Source organism: Chitinophaga oryzae (genome assembly GCF_012516375.2).
In the GTDB taxonomy this organism is placed as follows: domain Bacteria; phylum Bacteroidota; class Bacteroidia; order Chitinophagales; family Chitinophagaceae; genus Chitinophaga; species Chitinophaga oryzae.
On record NZ_CP051204.2, the window covers coordinates 7,291,076 to 7,308,615 of the forward strand.

Sequence of the window (17,540 nt, forward strand, 5' to 3'; positions counted from 1 at the left end):
AACCCATTCCATCTATGCAACATAAGTTTGTAAGAAACCTGTTTTTACTGATGACAGGACTTTGCATGCTGAGTACCACCTATGCGCAGCAGGTAAAAGAACCCACGCGGGTAAATCCCGGGTGGAACCGGCCGCAGCAACCTTTCCGCATTGCCGGGAACCTCTATTATGTAGGCACCTACGACCTGGCCAGTTACCTCATCACCACCAATGCCGGGAACATCCTGATCAACACCGGCCTGGCAGCCTCGGAAAAAACGATTAAAAACAATATTGAAGCATTAGGGTTCCGGTTCCGGGACATCAAAATACTGCTGACCATGCAGGCCCACTATGATCACATGGGCGCTATGGCTGCCATACAGGAAAAAACGGGCGCCCGGTTCATGGTAGATGCCGGCGACGAGAGCGTATGCAAATCAGGTGGGAAAACAGACTATGAGATGGGGAAATATGGCAGCACCTTCCGGCCGGTGAGCGTGGACCGCGTATTGCATGATAAAGACACCATCCGCCTGGGAGACATGCAGCTGGTGATGCTGCATCATCCGGGGCACACCATGGGTTCCTGCAGTTTTATTTTCGACGTAAAAGATGATAACCGCTCCTACAAGGTACTGCTGGCCAATATGCCCACTATCATTATCGACGGGAAGTTTGCAGCTGTAAAAGCTTATCCGGCCATCGCGAAAGACTACGCCTACACGCTGGATACCATGCCTAAAGTCAACTTCGATCTGTGGCTGGCTGCACACGCCAGTCAGTTCAATCTGCATGAAAAACATAAGGATGGCGACCCGTACAACCCGTCGGCCTTTGCCGGCAGGGAAGACTATGATAAACAGCTGGCGGAACTCAAAGCTGTCTACCGGGAGAAACTCACGGCAGATAAAAAATAAACAGGATACCTGTTTTATTTCCGGCAGATGAGCTGATAAGCGCCGGGGGTGATACCTTCTGCGTTTTTGAAGAGGCGTACGAAATAGTTGGTGTCATTGAAGCCGCAGCGCATACTTACCTGGCTGACGCTGTTGCCGTTGTCGGCCAGCAGTTGCTTGGCCAGCTTGATCCTTTCCCTGTTGATGTATTCAAGTGGGGTGATGCCAAACTGCTCTTTAAACCATTTAAAGAAGATGTTGCGGCTGAGGTAAGCTTTTTTGCAGAGGGTGTCTACTGCTATTTTTTCCGTCAGGTGCTCCTGTATGTAATGCAGTACAAAATGCAGGCGGCTGTTGTTACTGCTGACGGTATACTCATCTGAAATCCGCCGGAGCTGCTGACTTTGCAGTATCCGTATCAGTAGTTCCTTCATGCTGAGGTCTGCATAGATATCTTTCCCCGGGTTGGAGCCGTGACAGATGCGCACCAGCTTATTGATGGTGTCCGCTACGTCCGCGTCGTTATCAAAATGATATTTACTGAAATGCAGGCGCCATTCGCTTTTCTCTGCGTGGTCGCTGTTATAATGTTCATTCAGATACTGGAGAGTGTTACGGATATAGGCATCATCCACAGTAAGGGCGATGCACTGGGTGGGGTTATCGGGCGTAGCTTCCGGGAAATCGATGGTCATGGTTTCATTGGCCGGCACGATCACGGATTCACCGGGAACGTATTCAAACGCCGGTTGCTCCGGCAGGTGCATGATCTTTTTGCCCTGCACCATGCTGGTGATCACGAAGTCGCCGAAAGACAAGGGTACCTGGTACGCTTGCTGATAGCTCTCGAAGATATTCAGCTCACAGTTTTTCAGGTTATAGATACGCCGGTTCTCTACCTGTTGCTGCAGGAATTTCGGATGGGTAAAATCGATTGGGTTTAAATACTTTTTCGCCGGCATCACCATCATATTTTACTACCTACAATTTACTGAAATTTTCCGTCGGCCGGAAAAGACAGGTACGATTGTGCTATAGATAAGTACGAAAGTTTCCGGTCATCCCCGGCAGGTTTAGCATATTAGCCTATTGTTTCACGTAAACCGTTCCGTTATGAAAGATTCCACCACTACCGCCGCGCCGGCATCTACCGTAGCGCAAAGACCGGAATTCAAAGCCAGATATGATCATTATATAGGAGGGAAATGGGTAAAGCCCGACAGGGGCGAATATTTTGACAATATATCACCTATTGACGGCAAAGCGTTTACGCAGGCCGCCCGGGGCAATGCAAAGGACGTGGAAAAAGCCATTGACGCCGCTCATGAAGCATTTGTGAGCTGGAGCAGGACATCGCCTACCTATCGCAGCAACCTGCTGATAAAGATCGCGCAGGTGATTGAAGACAACCTGGAATACCTGGCCATCATCGAGACTATCGACAACGGGAAAGCCCTCCGGGAAACCCGTGCCGCCGATCTCCCCCTTGTAGTGGACCATTTCCGGTATTTTGCCGGTGTCATCCGCAGCGAAGAAGGCAGTATCAGCGAGCATGACGAAACGACTGTCTGCATCAACATCCACGAGCCCATCGGTGTGGTAGGCCAGATCATTCCCTGGAACTTCCCCCTGCTGATGGCCGCCTGGAAAATAGCGCCGGCACTGGCTGCCGGCTGCTGCGTAGTAGTAAAACCCGCAGAGCAGACGCCTACCAGCATCATGTGCCTCATGGAACTGATCGGTGACCTGCTGCCTCCCGGGGTACTGAACATCGTCACCGGTTTTGGCCCAGAAGCGGGTAAACCGCTGGCATCCTCTCCCCGCATACAGAAAGTGGCTTTTACCGGTGAAACCACTACCGGCCGGCTGATTATGCAGTACGCCTCAGAAAACCTGATACCGGTCACCATGGAACTGGGCGGCAAAAGCCCCAATATTTTCTTTGAGTCCGTGGCCGATGCCGACGATGAATTTTTCGACAAAGCCGTGGAAGGCGCGGTGATGTTTGCACTTAACCAGGGTGAAGTGTGTACCTGCCCCAGCCGTATCCTGGTGCATGAAAATATCTATGACAAGTTCATGGACAAAGTCATCAGCCGCACCAAAGGCATCAAAATGGGCAATCCGCTGGATGGCACTGTGATGATGGGCGCGCAGGCTTCCGAAGATCAGTACAATAAAATCCTCAGTTACCTCGAGATCGGCAAAAAAGAAGGCGCACAGGTGCTCTGCGGCGGTGAAGCCTTTCATCAGAACAGCGGGCTGGAACACGGTTATTATATCCAGCCTACGCTCTTTAAGGGCACCAATAAAATGCGCGTTTTCCAGGAAGAGATATTCGGGCCTGTCAGCTGCGTAACGACATTCCGCACCACCGAAGAAGCTATCGCCATTGCCAACGATACGTTGTACGGCCTTGGCGCCGGCGTATGGACCCGCGATGCGCATGAGCTGTACCAGGTGCCGAGAGCCATTCAGGCAGGGCGCGTCTGGGTCAACTGTTATCATGCCTACCCCGCCCACGCTCCTTTTGGCGGTTATAAGAAATCAGGGTTTGGCAGGGAAAACCATAAGATGATGCTGGCCCATTACCGGCAGACTAAAAACATGCTGATCTCTTACAGCAAGAACAAGCTGGGTTTCTTTTGATAGCCGACATCATGTCCACCTGTAACAATATACGAAGATGAGCGTAGCCCGTGTTATTGCCACCGAAAAGGCTGTCGCATTGATCCATCAACTACAACGCAGCCACGGGCCGCTGATGTTCCATCAGAGCGGTGGCTGTTGCGACGGGAGCCAGCCTATGTGCTTTAGCGCAGGTGAATTTATTACCGGCAGCAGTGACGTATGTCTCGGAGAAGTAGAGGGCTGCCGGTTTTATATGCACCGCGACCAGTTCGAATACTGGAAACATACCCGTTTAATCCTGGATGTCACACCCGGAAGAGGCAGCAGTTTCTCGCTGGAGATCCCGCTGGGTGTGCGATTTTATATCAGATCGGAAGTCTTTACAACAGATGAACTAAATGAACTTGAGCCCGTAATATAGTATATCGCAGGCGGGCCGCTGGACGGCCTGCCTTTTTATTGTTTATCCGCGAAATAAGCCGTCACCGCAGTAACGATCGCTTCAATGTCCGCCGCATAAAACCCGGCGGAATTCATGCAACCACATTCCACGATAAAATATTCATCGCCGCAGCGGCAGAACTTAAGGATTGAAATGGTCTTAGTGTTTTCCGGTGATCGATAGACGTCTAAGTAAACTTGTAAGTCGCAGTGGCTTTTTCACCTTGCTTTTTCAAAATTCCTTCATCAACGGCCGCCTTCAGGTCCCGACTGGCTGTCGCTGCAGATAGTTCAGGGTATTGTTTCATATAATCTTTTCTCGTAAAGGCAGTATCACCTATAATCCTTTGAAAGCCTGCAATCCGGTCATTTATAGTCAATTTGGCAGGTTTGACTTCCGACAATTCATCAAGAGCTTCTTCTATAACAGACAGCATGAATTCAATGAACACGGTGGATTTTCCCGTTTTATCAGCGATACCAAGTGCTTTGTAATAATCGGCTTGCCTGCTTTTAACAATATGCTCCACAGGCAGAAATTCAAACACCGGATATTGCTCTTTCAAAATAACAGTCTGCCAAAAACGGCCCATTCTGCCATTGCCATCTATAAAGGGGTGAATAAATTCTATCTCATAGTGAAAAACACAGCTTTTAATTAAGGCTAGTTCTTTACTTTTTTTCAGGTAGGCAAATAAGTCATTCACCAGCGATTTCACCATCGTTCCCCGAGGCGCCAGATGAGTTATCTGAGACCCTTTCACAATACCTACTTCTTTACTTCTCAGCTGACCCGCAGAAGTCACCAGTCCCGACATTAATATCCGGTGCGCTTTTAAAAATGATGGTAAACTTGCAGACTTAAACTCCGGCAAACTATCATATAGTTTGATGGCATTCATTACTTCAAGTATATCTTTTTGCGGCGCCAGCACCCGTTTATTATTTAAAATAGCCGTTACCTGCTCCTCTGAAAGGGTATTTCCCTCTATTTCAAGAGAAGATTGTATTGTTCTGATCCTATTCGCCTTACGTAACGTTGCCGGTACCTTTTGCAAATGAGTGGCGTTAATGGCGCCTATTTTTTCTGAAATTGAGGCAATTAATTTCAGAATGTTATCAGTAATATCATATGGAGGATTCATATTTCAGTTTTGATAGTATCATTTGATAGTATCAAATGATACTATCAAAAATAAGAACTTTTTGTTCAAAATAAGATGCACTTACACAGATCATTAAAATAGAAATCAGTTTTTTTATCGAAAAAATCCCGAAAAAAAACAAAATGGGAAACTACATCGCAATCCAGGTTCACATAATATCAGCCAGCTCTTCTCACGTTAACCAGTGAAGCACCCACTACCAAAGCGGGATTATGTCTACAGGACGAAAAGAAATAATGGCTTCCGCCTAATACCATCTTTCCATGCTCACAACTTTGTAATAATTCCCCGTTTCTCATAGGGGTAAGCAGATAGCTCTCCGTCGTATAATGACATGCTTATCTCACCATTGAAAAATCTATTATTATGAGAAACGCTATTCCCATTCTTTTAGCCTTCCTGTTATACGCCTGCCATAACAATGATGACAAGCCCGTCCCTGAAACACCCGACCAGGAAACAGGTACTTTCGAGGAAGCCAATATCGACAAGCAGAAAATCATCGCACTGGAAAATCAAATCAGTAGTGGCCAATACAATATCCACAGCCTTATTATCCTTCGAAAAAACAAGCTCATCTACGAACAATACTTTGCCGGCGAAGATGCAGTTTTCCCCACGCCGGTAGGGAAAATACCGCATACACGCGACAGCCTGCATGACTGCCGGAGCGTGACCAAAAGCATTGTATCCGCCTGCGTGGGCATTGCGCTGGCACAAGGGAAGATCAAAAGCATCGACGATAAAATTTTCGACTACTTCCCGGCCTACCGGCAGTATGCCACCGGCGACAAAGCCAATATCACCGTCCGGCACTTACTGACAATGAATTCGGGGCTCGAATGGAACGAACGGGTTTCCTATGATGATCCCGCCAATAGCGAGCGGCAAATGCTGGAGGCACAGGACCCTACCGGTTTCGTATTGCAATGTAAAAGCGCAGCGAAACCAGGCACCGTCTTTAACTACAACGGCGGCAACACCCACCTGCTCGGACAAATTGTTGAAAAAACTACGGGCATGAGTATACGGGATTTCGCCGGCCGCTATCTTTTCCAGCCGCTGGGCATTACAACATTCCTCTGGAGCGCCCGTACGGATGGCATATACTGGATGCCTTCAGGGCTACGTATGCGCCCCATCGATATGGCGCGCGTAGGACGCCTCTATATGCAGCAGGGACAATGGAAAGGGCAACAACTGATCCCCGCCGGATGGATTACCCAATCCACCAGATGGACTGTCGATTCCGACGAAAAGAACGTCGGCTACGGCTTCCAGTTCTGGTGCACCAAACAGCAAGTCGCCGGTCAACAGGTAAATATAGCGCAGGCGGAAGGTAACGGCGGCCAAACCATCGTCATGATACCTTCGCTGGACCTGGAAATAGTGATGACCGCCGGTTATTATAACGATGTAACGGACCAGGCAAACCAGGTGCTGGTAAAGGATGTATTAGGCGCGGTTAAAAAGTAAACATATCAGCACGGGTATGCTCTTATGCCGGAGATAGGGACCGGTTAGTACCATTGGTGTTCGCATAACACCATAAAAAAAGCCGAAGCTTGTGCTTCGGCTTTTTTGTTGCCCGACCTGGATTCGAACCAAGACAAACAGAGTCAGAGTCTGTCGTACTACCATTATACTATCGGGCATTATCAATTCGGGAACGCGAAGGTATAACATTTCCATTAATTACCAAATTTTTTTTCAAATTTCTGCAACGAAAGCCCGCCACAAGCCCTGCCGCGGTATAGCCTCCTCCGGAGGTACCTTTAGAACAGCCTCCCACCGCGACATCCTGTTTTTTAGTAAATTGCCCTATGCGATTACCAGTTATGCTGACTGCCCTGTTGCTGACCGGCGTATGCTCCGGCGCTCTTGCACAGGCTACCAAAGACAATACCACGGTTAAACCTGTTATCTTAGGCTATGTCACTTCCGGCAAGATCACGGAAGCTTCCGGTATTGCCTCCAGCAGTACGATGCCCGGCTATTACTGGACGCACAACGACAGCGGCAACAAGCCGGATGTCTTCCTGCTGGACCCGCAGGCCCGTCTCGCCTGTACGGTCAAACTGGACGATGTTACCAACCGCGATATGGAAGAAATTGCGGAAGGCATAGGGCCCGCAAAAGGCAAACATTACGTGTATGTGGGGGATATCGGCGACAACGGCGGCAAACGCAAACATATCCGCATCTACCGCTTCCGGGAACCCGCAAAAATTCCGGGCAAATCGCTGCATATCCGTCCGGACGTGCTCACCCTCGAATATCCTGACGGACCGAGAGATGCGGAAACACTCCTCATCGATCCCATCGGCAAAAAGATCTATATCGTCAGCAAAAGAGAAGGTAATGTCAGCCTCTATAAAACCGATCACCTGCTGTTTAAAGACGGCGACAACGCCACGCTGGAACAACTCATCACCCTCCCTTATACCTGGGTCACCTCCGGCGATATTTCGAAAGACGGCCGCCATATTGTGATCAAAACCCTGACAGACGTTTACTACTGGCACCGTAACACCAACGAAACGGTGGAACAGGCCATGGCACGCCCCGCACAACGGCTCCCCTATACCGTGGAGAAACAAGGCGAAGGCATCACCATCACTCCCGGTAACGATGGTTACGTTACCATCAGCGAAGGCAAAGACACGCCGGTCAACTTCTACAAGTGGAAATTCTAAGAACCATTACCGTTGCTGAACCGCTATTTCAGTACTGTTTTTTATAATTGTATACGTGGCAAATTAAGCGCTGCCGCGTGACCCTGTAATAAAACCCTCAAAAAACCAGGCTGTCCGTAAACAGAGGAACAGCCTGTGATAAACCATTATATTATGCCAGCTTTAGCCTCCACTATTCTTTTGCATGTCCGGGGTGCGCCCCCGCTTTCGCCGATACCCCAAAACACTCCGGTGTAACAAGACGCGCTACTTACTACCCCTCAAATAACTCTTCACCATCAATCGATGTTATCTCATGCAAAAGAAAGCGATTATCATCGGTGCAGGGCCCGCCGGCCTTACTGCTGCCTATGAACTTCTTCAACGCACAGATATAATGCCCATCATCCTGGAAAAAAGCACAGATATCGGCGGCATCTCCAAAACGGTCAACTATAAAGGAAACCGTATCGATATCGGCGGCCACCGGTTCTTCTCAAAGTCCGACCGGGTGATGGACTGGTGGATGACAGTCATGCCACTGGACAAGGAAGCTGCCGAAATATTCACCATCAGCTACCAGCAAAAAACAAGGGAAATAAAAGCACCACAGCCTCACAGCGATACCGATACCCTCGTGGCTGAAAACCCAGATCTTGTGATGCTGGTCAGAAAACGCCTGTCCCGCATCTACTTCCTGAAAAAATTCTTTACCTACCCCGTGCAACTGTCTGTCGATACGCTGCGTAAGCTGGGTATCATAACCACCATCCGGATCATGATCTCCTACCTCTATGCACAGCTTTTTCCTAAAAAACCGGAAAAATCGCTGGAAGATTTTATGATCAACCGCTTCGGCAAAACACTCTACCTGCTGTTTTTTAAACACTATACCGAAAAAGTATGGGGCGTTCCCTGTAATGAAATATCCGCCGAATGGGGAGCACAACGCATTAAAGGCATCTCCATCGGTAAAGCGATCGCACATGCGGCCAAAGCCGCCTGGAATGCCAGCAAACCCAAAGACATCAAACAGAAAAATGTGGAGACCAGCCTGATCGAACAGTTCCTCTACCCCAAACATGGCCCCGGCCAGCTCTGGGAAGAAGTAGCCCGGCAGGTGACAACACAGGGCGCCACCCTGTTGATGCAACACGATGTGGTAGGCATCCGCACAGAGGGCAACCGCATCACCGCCATCGAAGCACTGGACAAAACAACCGGCGAAACGACCGTACTGGAAGGCGATTACTTCTTCTCCACCATGCCGGTACAGGAACTGGTAGCCGGCCTGAAAGCCGATGTGCCGGCCCATGTCCGCGAAATAGCCGCCGGCCTTCAATACCGCGACTTCATCACCATCGGCATCCTGCTGAAAAACCTGAGCTTCGAAGATGCGAAAACACGCACACACCAGCCCATCACCCTCAAAGACACCTGGATCTATATCCAGGAAAAAGATGTGAAAGTAGGCAGGCTGCAACTGTTCAACAACTGGAGCCCCTTCATGGTAAAAGACCCGGACACTACCTGGGTAGGCATGGAATACTTCTGTAACAAAGGCGATGATTTCTGGGAACTGACAGATAACGACATCAGGGAGACCGCCATACACGAACTCTGCAAAATAGGACTCGCCCGCAAGGAAGACGTGCTCGACGCCACCGTACTCCGCATGGAGAAAACATACCCCGCCTACTTCGGCACCTATACCCGGTTCGATGAAGTACGCCATTACCTCGACACCTTCGGCAACCTCTTCCTCGTAGGCCGTAACGGCATGCATAAATACAATAACTCAGACCACTCCATGCTGACTGCCATGGTGGCGGTAGACAACATCGCCGCCGGCATCACCGACAAAGCCAACATATGGTCTATCAACACCGAACAGGAATATCACGAAGAGAAAAAATAACAACCCGTTAACCAAAAGCGGAGGTCAGACAGCCAATCCCTGTATGATCTTCGCTTTTTTATGTGCATTTTTTCTCATTTCGATGTTGGTAATTCGTAATTGTCTATATTTATCATGCAAGTCAACCAAAATACAGAGCGTTTACAGATATTCACTTGGAGCATCAACGATTAAATAGTGAACACGATTTACTATTATTAGTATCGCAAGGCGATGAGGCTGCGTTTGCGCAGTTGTTTCATGCCTATCATCAGCGACTGGGCGCTTTCGTATATCAACTGACCGGCTCCCTCTCCATGGCGGAAGAAATTGTACAGGAAGTGTTTATCCGCATCTGGGAAAAGCGCGACAAACTCAGTCACGTCAGTCACTTCCACCCTTACCTCTACACCGTAGCCAAAAACTATACGTTCTCTTTCCTTAAAAAACTGGGCCGCGAACTGGAACATAAACAGCAATGGGAAATGACCATCGCCGCCGATACCGGCAACCCGTTCGAAGAGACCATGGACGCCCGCTATCGCCGTATCATCGATCAGGCCATCGCTGAACTGCCGGCACAGCGGCAACGGGTATACCTGCTCAGCCGCGATGAAGGACTGCGACAAGCCGAAATAGCAGAGCGGATGGCGATCTCCCGGGAAACCGTGAAAAAACATATGGTCCTGGCCCTCCGGGCTATCCGCAGCTACGCGCTTACCCACCCGGAAACAAACCTCCTCCTGCTGTTGTTCCTGCCGCAATAATTTTTCCCCTTCGGGAGATACCATCGCCATTTGCTCACCAGCGCTTTTTGCCCTTCGGGAGATGCCATCGCTATTTATCCCCTGCGCTTTTTTTCCTTCGGCAGACGCCCACCACCCCTGGCCAAAAAATTTTTTTTACCCCATTACCTCTTTTTACCTCCCCCTGCTGTCTATATAGATAGATTCACTTTTGCAGATGGACAACAACAGATTAAAATACCTGTTAAGCCAGTATACCACCCGTACCGCCACTTCCGCTGAACTGGAAGAGCTGAGCGCATTTCTCGGCTCAGATGACCAGGACGCACAGCTCGAATGGATGATAGAAGAAGCATGGATACAATCCGCCGAAACGGAAACAAAGGTTTTCGGTACCCGGTCGGATGACATGCTGGCTCGTATCCTCTCTGCAAAAACTACTAAACGCCCGTTGGTTAAAACGTTTTATCGCAACTACAGGGCTGCAGCAGCTATCCTGCTGCTGGTACTGGCCGGCGGCGGCGCTCTCTGGACGCGCCAGCGCAAAAAACCGGCGCCCGTTGCAACAACGCAGCATAAAGTGTTTCTACCCGGATCAGACAAAGCCATCCTCACCCTCGCCAACGGCAAAACCATTGAGCTGGACAGTAACATGAACGGGCAGATAGCGCAACAAGGGCACGTAAGCCTGCAAACGAAAGCCGGTCAACTGGTATATAAACCACAGGCCGCCTCGTCCGAAACAGCGGTCAGCTGGAACACGCTCCGTACCCCCAAAGGCGGTCAGTACAGTCTTGTATTACCGGATGGATCACGGGTATGGCTCAACGCAGCCTCCTCGCTGCAATACCCCACCTCCTTCGCCGGGCCAACAAGACAGGTGTCGCTTTCCGGAGAAGCCTACTTCGAAATACAGCCCAACGCCGCCCAACCGTTCTTTGTCAACACCGGCGAAACAGCGGTAGCCGTACTCGGCACCAGCTTTAACATCATGGCCTACAACAACGAAAATAGCATCAGAACAACTCTTTTACAGGGATCCGTCAGGGTAAGCCGGCAAACGGCACATCATCTCCTTAAACCGGGGCAACAATCACTCATCAATCAAAACGGTACCATGGAAGTCATTGACCATGCAGACACCGACCTCGCTGTAGCGTGGAAAAACGGCCTGATATCTTTCAGAAGCGCCGATATCCGCACCATCATGCGGCAGGTGGAACGCTGGTACAATATTGAAGTGGTATTTAAAGGAGAAGTGCCCACCCGTACCTTCACCGGCGACATTCCCAGAACAGCAGATCTGTCGGCACTTTTACGCCTGCTCGAAATCAGTAAAATTCATTTCAAACTGGAAGAAGAGAAATTAATCGTCATGTAGTAAAACAACTTTAGTATCAATTAAACACACAACCAAAATCAAATTGTACGACATGCACAAAGGTCCCTAAAAGATCTGTGCCGGCATAGCATAAAAAAACCAGGAGCGCTCTCACCCGCCCCCGGTAAAATGTCTAAGCTGGTATGACACTACGCAGTATCAAAATTTTATCAACTCAAACATCCCAAATGTATGAAATATCAACGTCATGCACGGCCCTTTTGTGTGCCAGGGCTACGCCTAATCACGCCTGACCGTACAGGCACATCCGGTGCACATCTCACCTTCAAAAAAAGACTGATCATGCGACTTAAAATAGTCACCCTGCTGTTGACGGTGGCCTGCCTGCAAATCAGCGCGCGGTCTATGTCACAACAGATCACACTATCCCGGAAACATGCCACCCTCCTGAGCGTCTTCGAAGACATCAAAAAACAGTCAGGGTACAGTTTCTGGTACGAAGACATCATGTTGAAAAAAAGCAAACCGGTAGACATACAGGTACAAAACGCTACCCTCGAACATACACTGGCAGCCATCTTCCGGGATCAACCTTTCTCCTACGAAATCATCGGAAAAGTGATCGCCCTGAAAGAAAAAGAAACCAGGAAAGAAGAACGTGAAATCAATGTGGCTGAGGTTACACAGGATAAGCGGAAAATAACCGGCGTGGTAAAGGACAGCACCGGCACCCCTATCCCCGGCGTTACCTACCTCGTAAAAGGGACTAAAACCGGAGGCGCAACGGATGCTGCCGGACGCTTCTCCATCGAAGTACCACAAGGCAATGTGGTACTGGTGTTCTCCTCTATCGGTTTCCAGCCCGCCACCATCACCGTCGGCAGCTCCAACACCGTCAACGTAGTGCTGCACGCCGCCTCCAGCGGCCTCAATGAAATGGTGGTGACCGCCCTCGGTATCAAACGCCCCAAAGGAACGCTGGGCTACGCCATCAGCAGCATACAGGGCGAAGAACTGACCAAAGCCGGTACCACCATGAACCCCTTCCTCTCCCTCTACGGTAAAGCTGCCGGCGTGGGCGTGAATATGGGCGCCTCCGGCCCCCAGGGTGGTATCAAAATCAATATCCGCGGCGCCGCCAGTATGAACCCCGACCAGAACATCCGCCCGATGTTCGTGGTGGACGGTGTTATCCTCAGCGACCGTAAAACCTCCATCGGCGGCCCCGTAGGCCAGGGTTTCGACTATGGCGCAGGCATCAACGATATCAACCCCTCCGATATCGAATCCATGGTGATCCTGAAAGGCGCCAAAGCCACCGTACTGTATGGCAGCGACGCGGCCAACGGCGTAGTGCTCATCACCACCAAAAGCGGCCGCAATGCCACCGGCATGGGCATGACCGGCTCCATCCAGTATACCACAGAACGACCGGTATCTTACCTGAAACTGCAGGACCAGTACGGCCTCGGTGATAACATCTACGATACGGTGTATGCTACGGTCAACGGACAGAAAATCAGGACCATCCCCAACAAACGCTTCAGCTTCGGTCCTAAATTCGACGGCGCCAACGCCATGTTCTACGACAGCTCCATGGTAAAGAATTCTCCCCATACCAATAACTTCCTGTCGCTCTTCAATCCCGGCCACTCCACCACCGGCAACGTGGCTATCTCCGGCAGCAACGAGAAAGGTAATGTGCGTGCTTCCTATACCAACTACTATTATAAAGATATCAACGGCGATAACTCCTGGCAGAAAAGAAACACCTTCAGCTTTAATGGTAACATCAAAGCTTCCAACCTCGCCAGCTTTGAAGTGATCTCCAATATCTACAACATCACCAGCTTGAACCGCCGCGGTCCCAACGACGGCTCCGTTGCATGGGGCCTGCCGCTGGATTACGATTATGGCCTGATCTATCCTTTCTACACCGATCAGACAGGGTACAAACGGGACCTCTCCAATGCCGGCGTCCCCACCGCATTCTCCAACCTCGGAGGATTTATGTGGGACCGCTCCAAAAATTCCCTGAAGGATGATAAAATCCACATGATCACCTCCGCCAAGGTAACGCTGAACTTTACCCCTCACCTCTTCCTCGTGGGACAGGCCGGTCTTGACTACGACAACACCACCTACACCACCGAAAGAAGTGTGACCAGGATACTACCCAGCGTAGCCAACGGCTCCTTCGGTATTGCGAAAGAAAATTCAACGGTGCAAACTTACCAGGCGCTGCTCAACTATAACCGCTCCTTTATGCAGGACAGGCTCCACCTGTTTGCCTACACCGGCGGCGCTTACCGCCTGCGCTCTTCCGACTATCTCGGCAGCAATACCATCGGCGGCCTCAACTTTGCAGACCTGTACTCTTTCAACAACGAATCCGGTACACCTTCTGCCGCCAACCTGTATCAGATCAGAAGCTTTAACCGCGGCAACGACGTACTGTACAGCTGGCTGGCTTCTGCCTCCCTGTCCTGGAAAAGTGAACTCACCCTCGAGGTCCAGGGCCGTATGGACTGGAACTCTACCCTGCCCCCGGCAAACAATAAATACTTCTATCCCGGCGTAGCCCTTAACTGGAACTACACCGAACGTTTCTCCATCCCCGGCATGAACAGCGGTACCGTACGCCTGTCCTGGGCCGACGTAGGTAACGGTACCAACCGGTATTTCGCCAACAACCTGTACAGCTTCACCCGGTTGTCCAACACCACCGCGCTCTCTATCACGCCGCCGGAAGCCATCCTTCCCGGCGCACTGAAACCGGAACGCAAAAGAGAGTTTGAAATCGGTATCAACAACTCCTTCTTTAAAGACAACCGCCTCACTATTGACTTCTCTGCGTATAGCAATCACCGTTATAACCAGATCTTCAATCTGCCGATATCTTCCGCTTCCAGCTCTACAGGGCTTAAAATCAACGTGGGCGACGTGAAAGCCTGGGGTCTCGAACTGGGCCTCACCGGTACCCCGCTCCTCGGCAAAAACTACAGATGGGACATCACCGTAAACGCAGCCAGCCAGGGTTCTAAAGTAGTACGCCTCTATCCCGGCGTTACCAACAATCCCATCTCTAACCTGATCAACGGCTCCGCAGCCTCTGTACATGCCGACGAAGGACGTCCCTACGGCGAAATCATCATGTACGACTACCTGCGCGATGATGCCGGTAACAAAATCGTAGGTTCCAACGGTATGTATTCCCTCAACAATCAGAAATCTATTGCTGCCGGTAACATCATGCCTAAATTCTACGGCGGTATCCTCTCCGATTTCCGTTACAGGGACTTTAACCTCCGCATCGGCCTCGATTACAAATCCGGCGGTACCATCTTCTCCTATACCAACAACCGTCTTACCGGTGTAGGTCAACTGGAAAGCACACTGCAATACAGAGATGAGGCACACGGCGGCCTGGCCTACTATTACGATGCAGGCGGCAACATGGTGCCCTGGCAACATAACCAGCCCGCTCCTGCCGGCGCCCAGAACGGCCGCGTATACCACGACGGCCTCATTCTCCCCGGTGTAATGCAGGACGCGAACGGCAAATATGTGCCTAACACACAGATGACCAACGCCAGCAGCTACTATATGAGCTACGCCAACGACCTGGCCACCTCATTCCCTCCGGACCGTCTGTACAAAAACAACTATATCAAAGTAAGGGAAGTGGCCCTCTCCTACGACGTGCCCCGCGATGTGGCAAGACGCATGAAACTGCAAAAACTCACCATCACCGCAGCAGCACGTAACCTGTTCTACCTCTATAAATCCATCCCCAACATCGATCCGGAAGGCGCATTGGGTGCGGACACCTATGTGGAAAACACCATTTACCCGACACTGCGTACTTTCTCCCTGGGGCTGAACGTAGCTTTCTAACGAATAAAAAACTACAACATGAAAAAATCATATTTATATATAGCCGTGATGGCGCTCTCCGCTACCTTCAGCGCCTGTAAAAAAGATGTGGAGAAAAGATTCTATGACCCGGACAAACTGAACGCCACCGTTACCGACGTCATACCCGGGTTGTTCACACAGATGATCACCAACAACAAACTGTTTGTCCAGGACTATGGTGAATGGTATTACCTCCTCAACGGCGGTACCAGCATCACCGGCTACAGTCAGGTGGCGCAACGGTATATCTCCTACCGCTACGACTGGTTCAGCAGCTACAACGACCTGGTAAGCGGCAACGGCTTCGATGATTACCCGATCTCCGGCCAGTCCTTCTTCCAGAACAGCTACACCCGGCTCAAAAACTATGAAGTCATTAAAGACTCCGTAGAACTGCGTACCGGGCAACTGAAACAGGATGGCGACGTATACCTGAAACTGGCCACCTTCGTAAAATTGTACCAATGCGGCAAACTGGTGGACCTGTTCAACTCCATCCCCTACTTCGACGCTTTCCAGGGCGTAAAAGGCGGAACACAATATCTCTTCCCGAAGTATGACGATCCCAAACAGGTATATCAATCTATCATTGCAGACCTGGGCGGACTGGTAAACACCCTGCCAACTGCTTTCACCCAAATGTCACCCGCCGCTAAAACAGTCTTCCAGCAACAAGACTTTGCATTCAAGGGAGATATCAGCAAATGGGTGGCCTTCATCAACTTCACCCGCCTGAAAATGCTGGTCCGCATCGCCGGCGTGGATGAAGCATATGCCAAACCACTGATCCAGGACGCACTGAGCAAACCCTTGCCCACCACCGACCTCACATGGACCATGTGGTATAAGATCGATGTTTTCGGTGGCGGCACCTGGCAACGGGGCCTGTATGAAAACACCTATGCGTCTTTCATTCCCAATATCATCATGAAACGGTTGAATTACGGCGACTCTTCCTATCAACCCGGTATTGATGATCCACGCCTGCCGGTACTGGCCATGCCCACCAAATTCAAAGACTATCGTGGCGTGTCCGGCGATATCGAACAACAGCAGGCACTCTACAGCAGCGGCCAGCGTTACTACGCTTTTGCAGATAATATCAATTCTTCTCTGGCCAATAATGCTAAATCCATGTACAGCCATATCACGCTGCACCGCAATGAAAATATGCCGGTGTATATGGCCACGCTGGGTGAACTGGACCTGCTGCTCGCAGAGATCGCACTGAAAAACCTGGGTAATACCGGCAAAACAGCTGGCGATCATATCAAGGACGAAGTAATGCATAGCACCAATTTCTGGTACTATCTCAACCAGCTCAGCACCTACGCCAGGGGTACGCTGGATTCCGTATTGTATCCATCCAAACCTACCGACGCCATCGTCAGCGCATGGGGCGAAAACATCAAAACCAAATTCACGGCAGCGGCTACACTGGAAGACAAAATGGAGATCCTGATGCAACAGAAATACATCCACCTCAACCTGTTGCAGCCATATGAACTGTGGGCAGAACTGAGAAGGACCCGCCACCCGAAACTGGAGCCTTTCACCTGGCATTCTTCCGTATGGAAACCAATGCCGGAAAGGGTGCACTACCCTACCGTGGAGCTGACCAACAACCCGGACAACTTCGCGAAAGTAGCCAACGAAAACAACGCTACTTCCCCGATCTTCTGGGTACCGGCCAATCAACGCGGCGTAATACCTTACTGGGACAATTACAACTACCAGTAATCTATTTAAGGATTTTTTGATTTACGATTTTTTGATTTTGCGGATAATAAAAAAGGAGACCAAAGCGAATAGATGATCGCTTTGGTCTCCTTTTTTATATGCTCCT

Annotated in this window: 12 protein-coding genes and 1 tRNA gene; 10 read left to right on the forward strand and 3 right to left on the reverse strand. The window is 50.3% G+C overall.

The features are described from left to right. Nucleotides 1-14 precede the first annotated feature (14 nt). On the forward strand, nt 15-899 hold the full coding sequence (gene bla, locus HF324_RS28760) for a subclass B3 metallo-beta-lactamase (protein ID WP_258539297.1): 885 nt from the start codon (nt 15-17) through the stop codon (nt 897-899). A gap of 14 nt (nt 900-913) precedes the next feature. Here the strand turns inward: bla and HF324_RS28765 are convergent, their stop codons facing one another. Continuing rightward, nucleotides 914-1,840, reverse strand: coding sequence for an AraC family transcriptional regulator (locus tag HF324_RS28765; protein WP_168806743.1), 927 nt, complete (start codon nt 1,838-1,840; stop codon nt 914-916). A 151-nt stretch (nt 1,841-1,991) separates the two neighbouring features. Here HF324_RS28765 and HF324_RS28770 point away from each other — a divergent pair, with 151 nt between their 5' ends. Both HF324_RS28770 and HF324_RS28775 read left to right on the forward strand, forming a co-directional pair. Continuing rightward, nucleotides 1,992-3,527, forward strand: coding sequence for an aldehyde dehydrogenase family protein (locus HF324_RS28770; RefSeq protein WP_168806745.1), 1,536 nt, complete (start codon nt 1,992-1,994; stop codon nt 3,525-3,527). 37 nt (nt 3,528-3,564) lie between these two features. After that, nucleotides 3,565-3,930: a DUF779 domain-containing protein gene (locus tag HF324_RS28775; protein ID WP_168806747.1), complete on the forward strand. Its 366-nt coding sequence runs from the start codon at nt 3,565-3,567 to the stop codon at nt 3,928-3,930. Nucleotides 3,931-4,138: 208 nt separating this feature from the next. Here the strand turns inward: HF324_RS28775 and HF324_RS28780 are convergent, their stop codons facing one another. Beyond that, nucleotides 4,139-5,095, reverse strand: a complete 957-nt coding sequence (locus tag HF324_RS28780) for a Fic family protein (RefSeq protein WP_168806749.1) — start codon at nt 5,093-5,095, stop codon at nt 4,139-4,141. A 387-nt stretch (nt 5,096-5,482) separates the two neighbouring features. Between HF324_RS28780 and HF324_RS28785 the strand changes: the two genes are divergently transcribed. Beyond that, a complete protein-coding gene (locus HF324_RS28785) occupies nt 5,483-6,592 on the forward strand; it encodes a serine hydrolase domain-containing protein (protein ID WP_168806751.1) in 1,110 nt (369 codons plus the stop codon). 108 nt (nt 6,593-6,700) lie between these two features. Here HF324_RS28785 and HF324_RS28790 read toward each other — a convergent pair. After that, nucleotides 6,701-6,771, reverse strand: a tRNA-Gln gene (locus tag HF324_RS28790). 168 nt (nt 6,772-6,939) lie between these two features. On the opposite strand from HF324_RS28790, the gene HF324_RS28795 reads away from it, so the two are divergent. From HF324_RS28795 to HF324_RS28820, 6 genes are all read left to right on the forward strand, one after another. Further along, complete coding sequence (locus HF324_RS28795) at nt 6,940-7,812, forward strand: TolB-like translocation protein (protein WP_168861438.1); 873 nt, start codon at nt 6,940-6,942, stop codon at nt 7,810-7,812. 295 nt (nt 7,813-8,107) lie between these two features. Next, a complete protein-coding gene (locus HF324_RS28800; RefSeq protein ID WP_168861439.1) occupies nt 8,108-9,709 on the forward strand; it encodes an NAD(P)/FAD-dependent oxidoreductase in 1,602 nt (533 codons plus the stop codon). Between the two features lie 155 nt (nt 9,710-9,864). Then, on the forward strand, nt 9,865-10,455 hold the full coding sequence (locus HF324_RS28805; RefSeq protein WP_168806756.1) for an RNA polymerase sigma-70 factor: 591 nt from the start codon (nt 9,865-9,867) through the stop codon (nt 10,453-10,455). Between the two features lie 196 nt (nt 10,456-10,651). Continuing rightward, nucleotides 10,652-11,815, forward strand: a complete 1,164-nt coding sequence (locus HF324_RS28810; RefSeq protein ID WP_168861440.1) for a FecR family protein — start codon at nt 10,652-10,654, stop codon at nt 11,813-11,815. A 303-nt stretch (nt 11,816-12,118) separates the two neighbouring features. After that, nucleotides 12,119-15,673, forward strand: coding sequence for a SusC/RagA family TonB-linked outer membrane protein (locus HF324_RS28815; protein WP_168861441.1), 3,555 nt, complete (start codon nt 12,119-12,121; stop codon nt 15,671-15,673). A gap of 18 nt (nt 15,674-15,691) precedes the next feature. Continuing rightward, on the forward strand, nt 15,692-17,434 hold the full coding sequence (locus HF324_RS28820) for a SusD/RagB family nutrient-binding outer membrane lipoprotein (protein WP_168861442.1): 1,743 nt from the start codon (nt 15,692-15,694) through the stop codon (nt 17,432-17,434). The last annotated feature ends 106 nt before the right edge of the window (nt 17,435-17,540 follow it).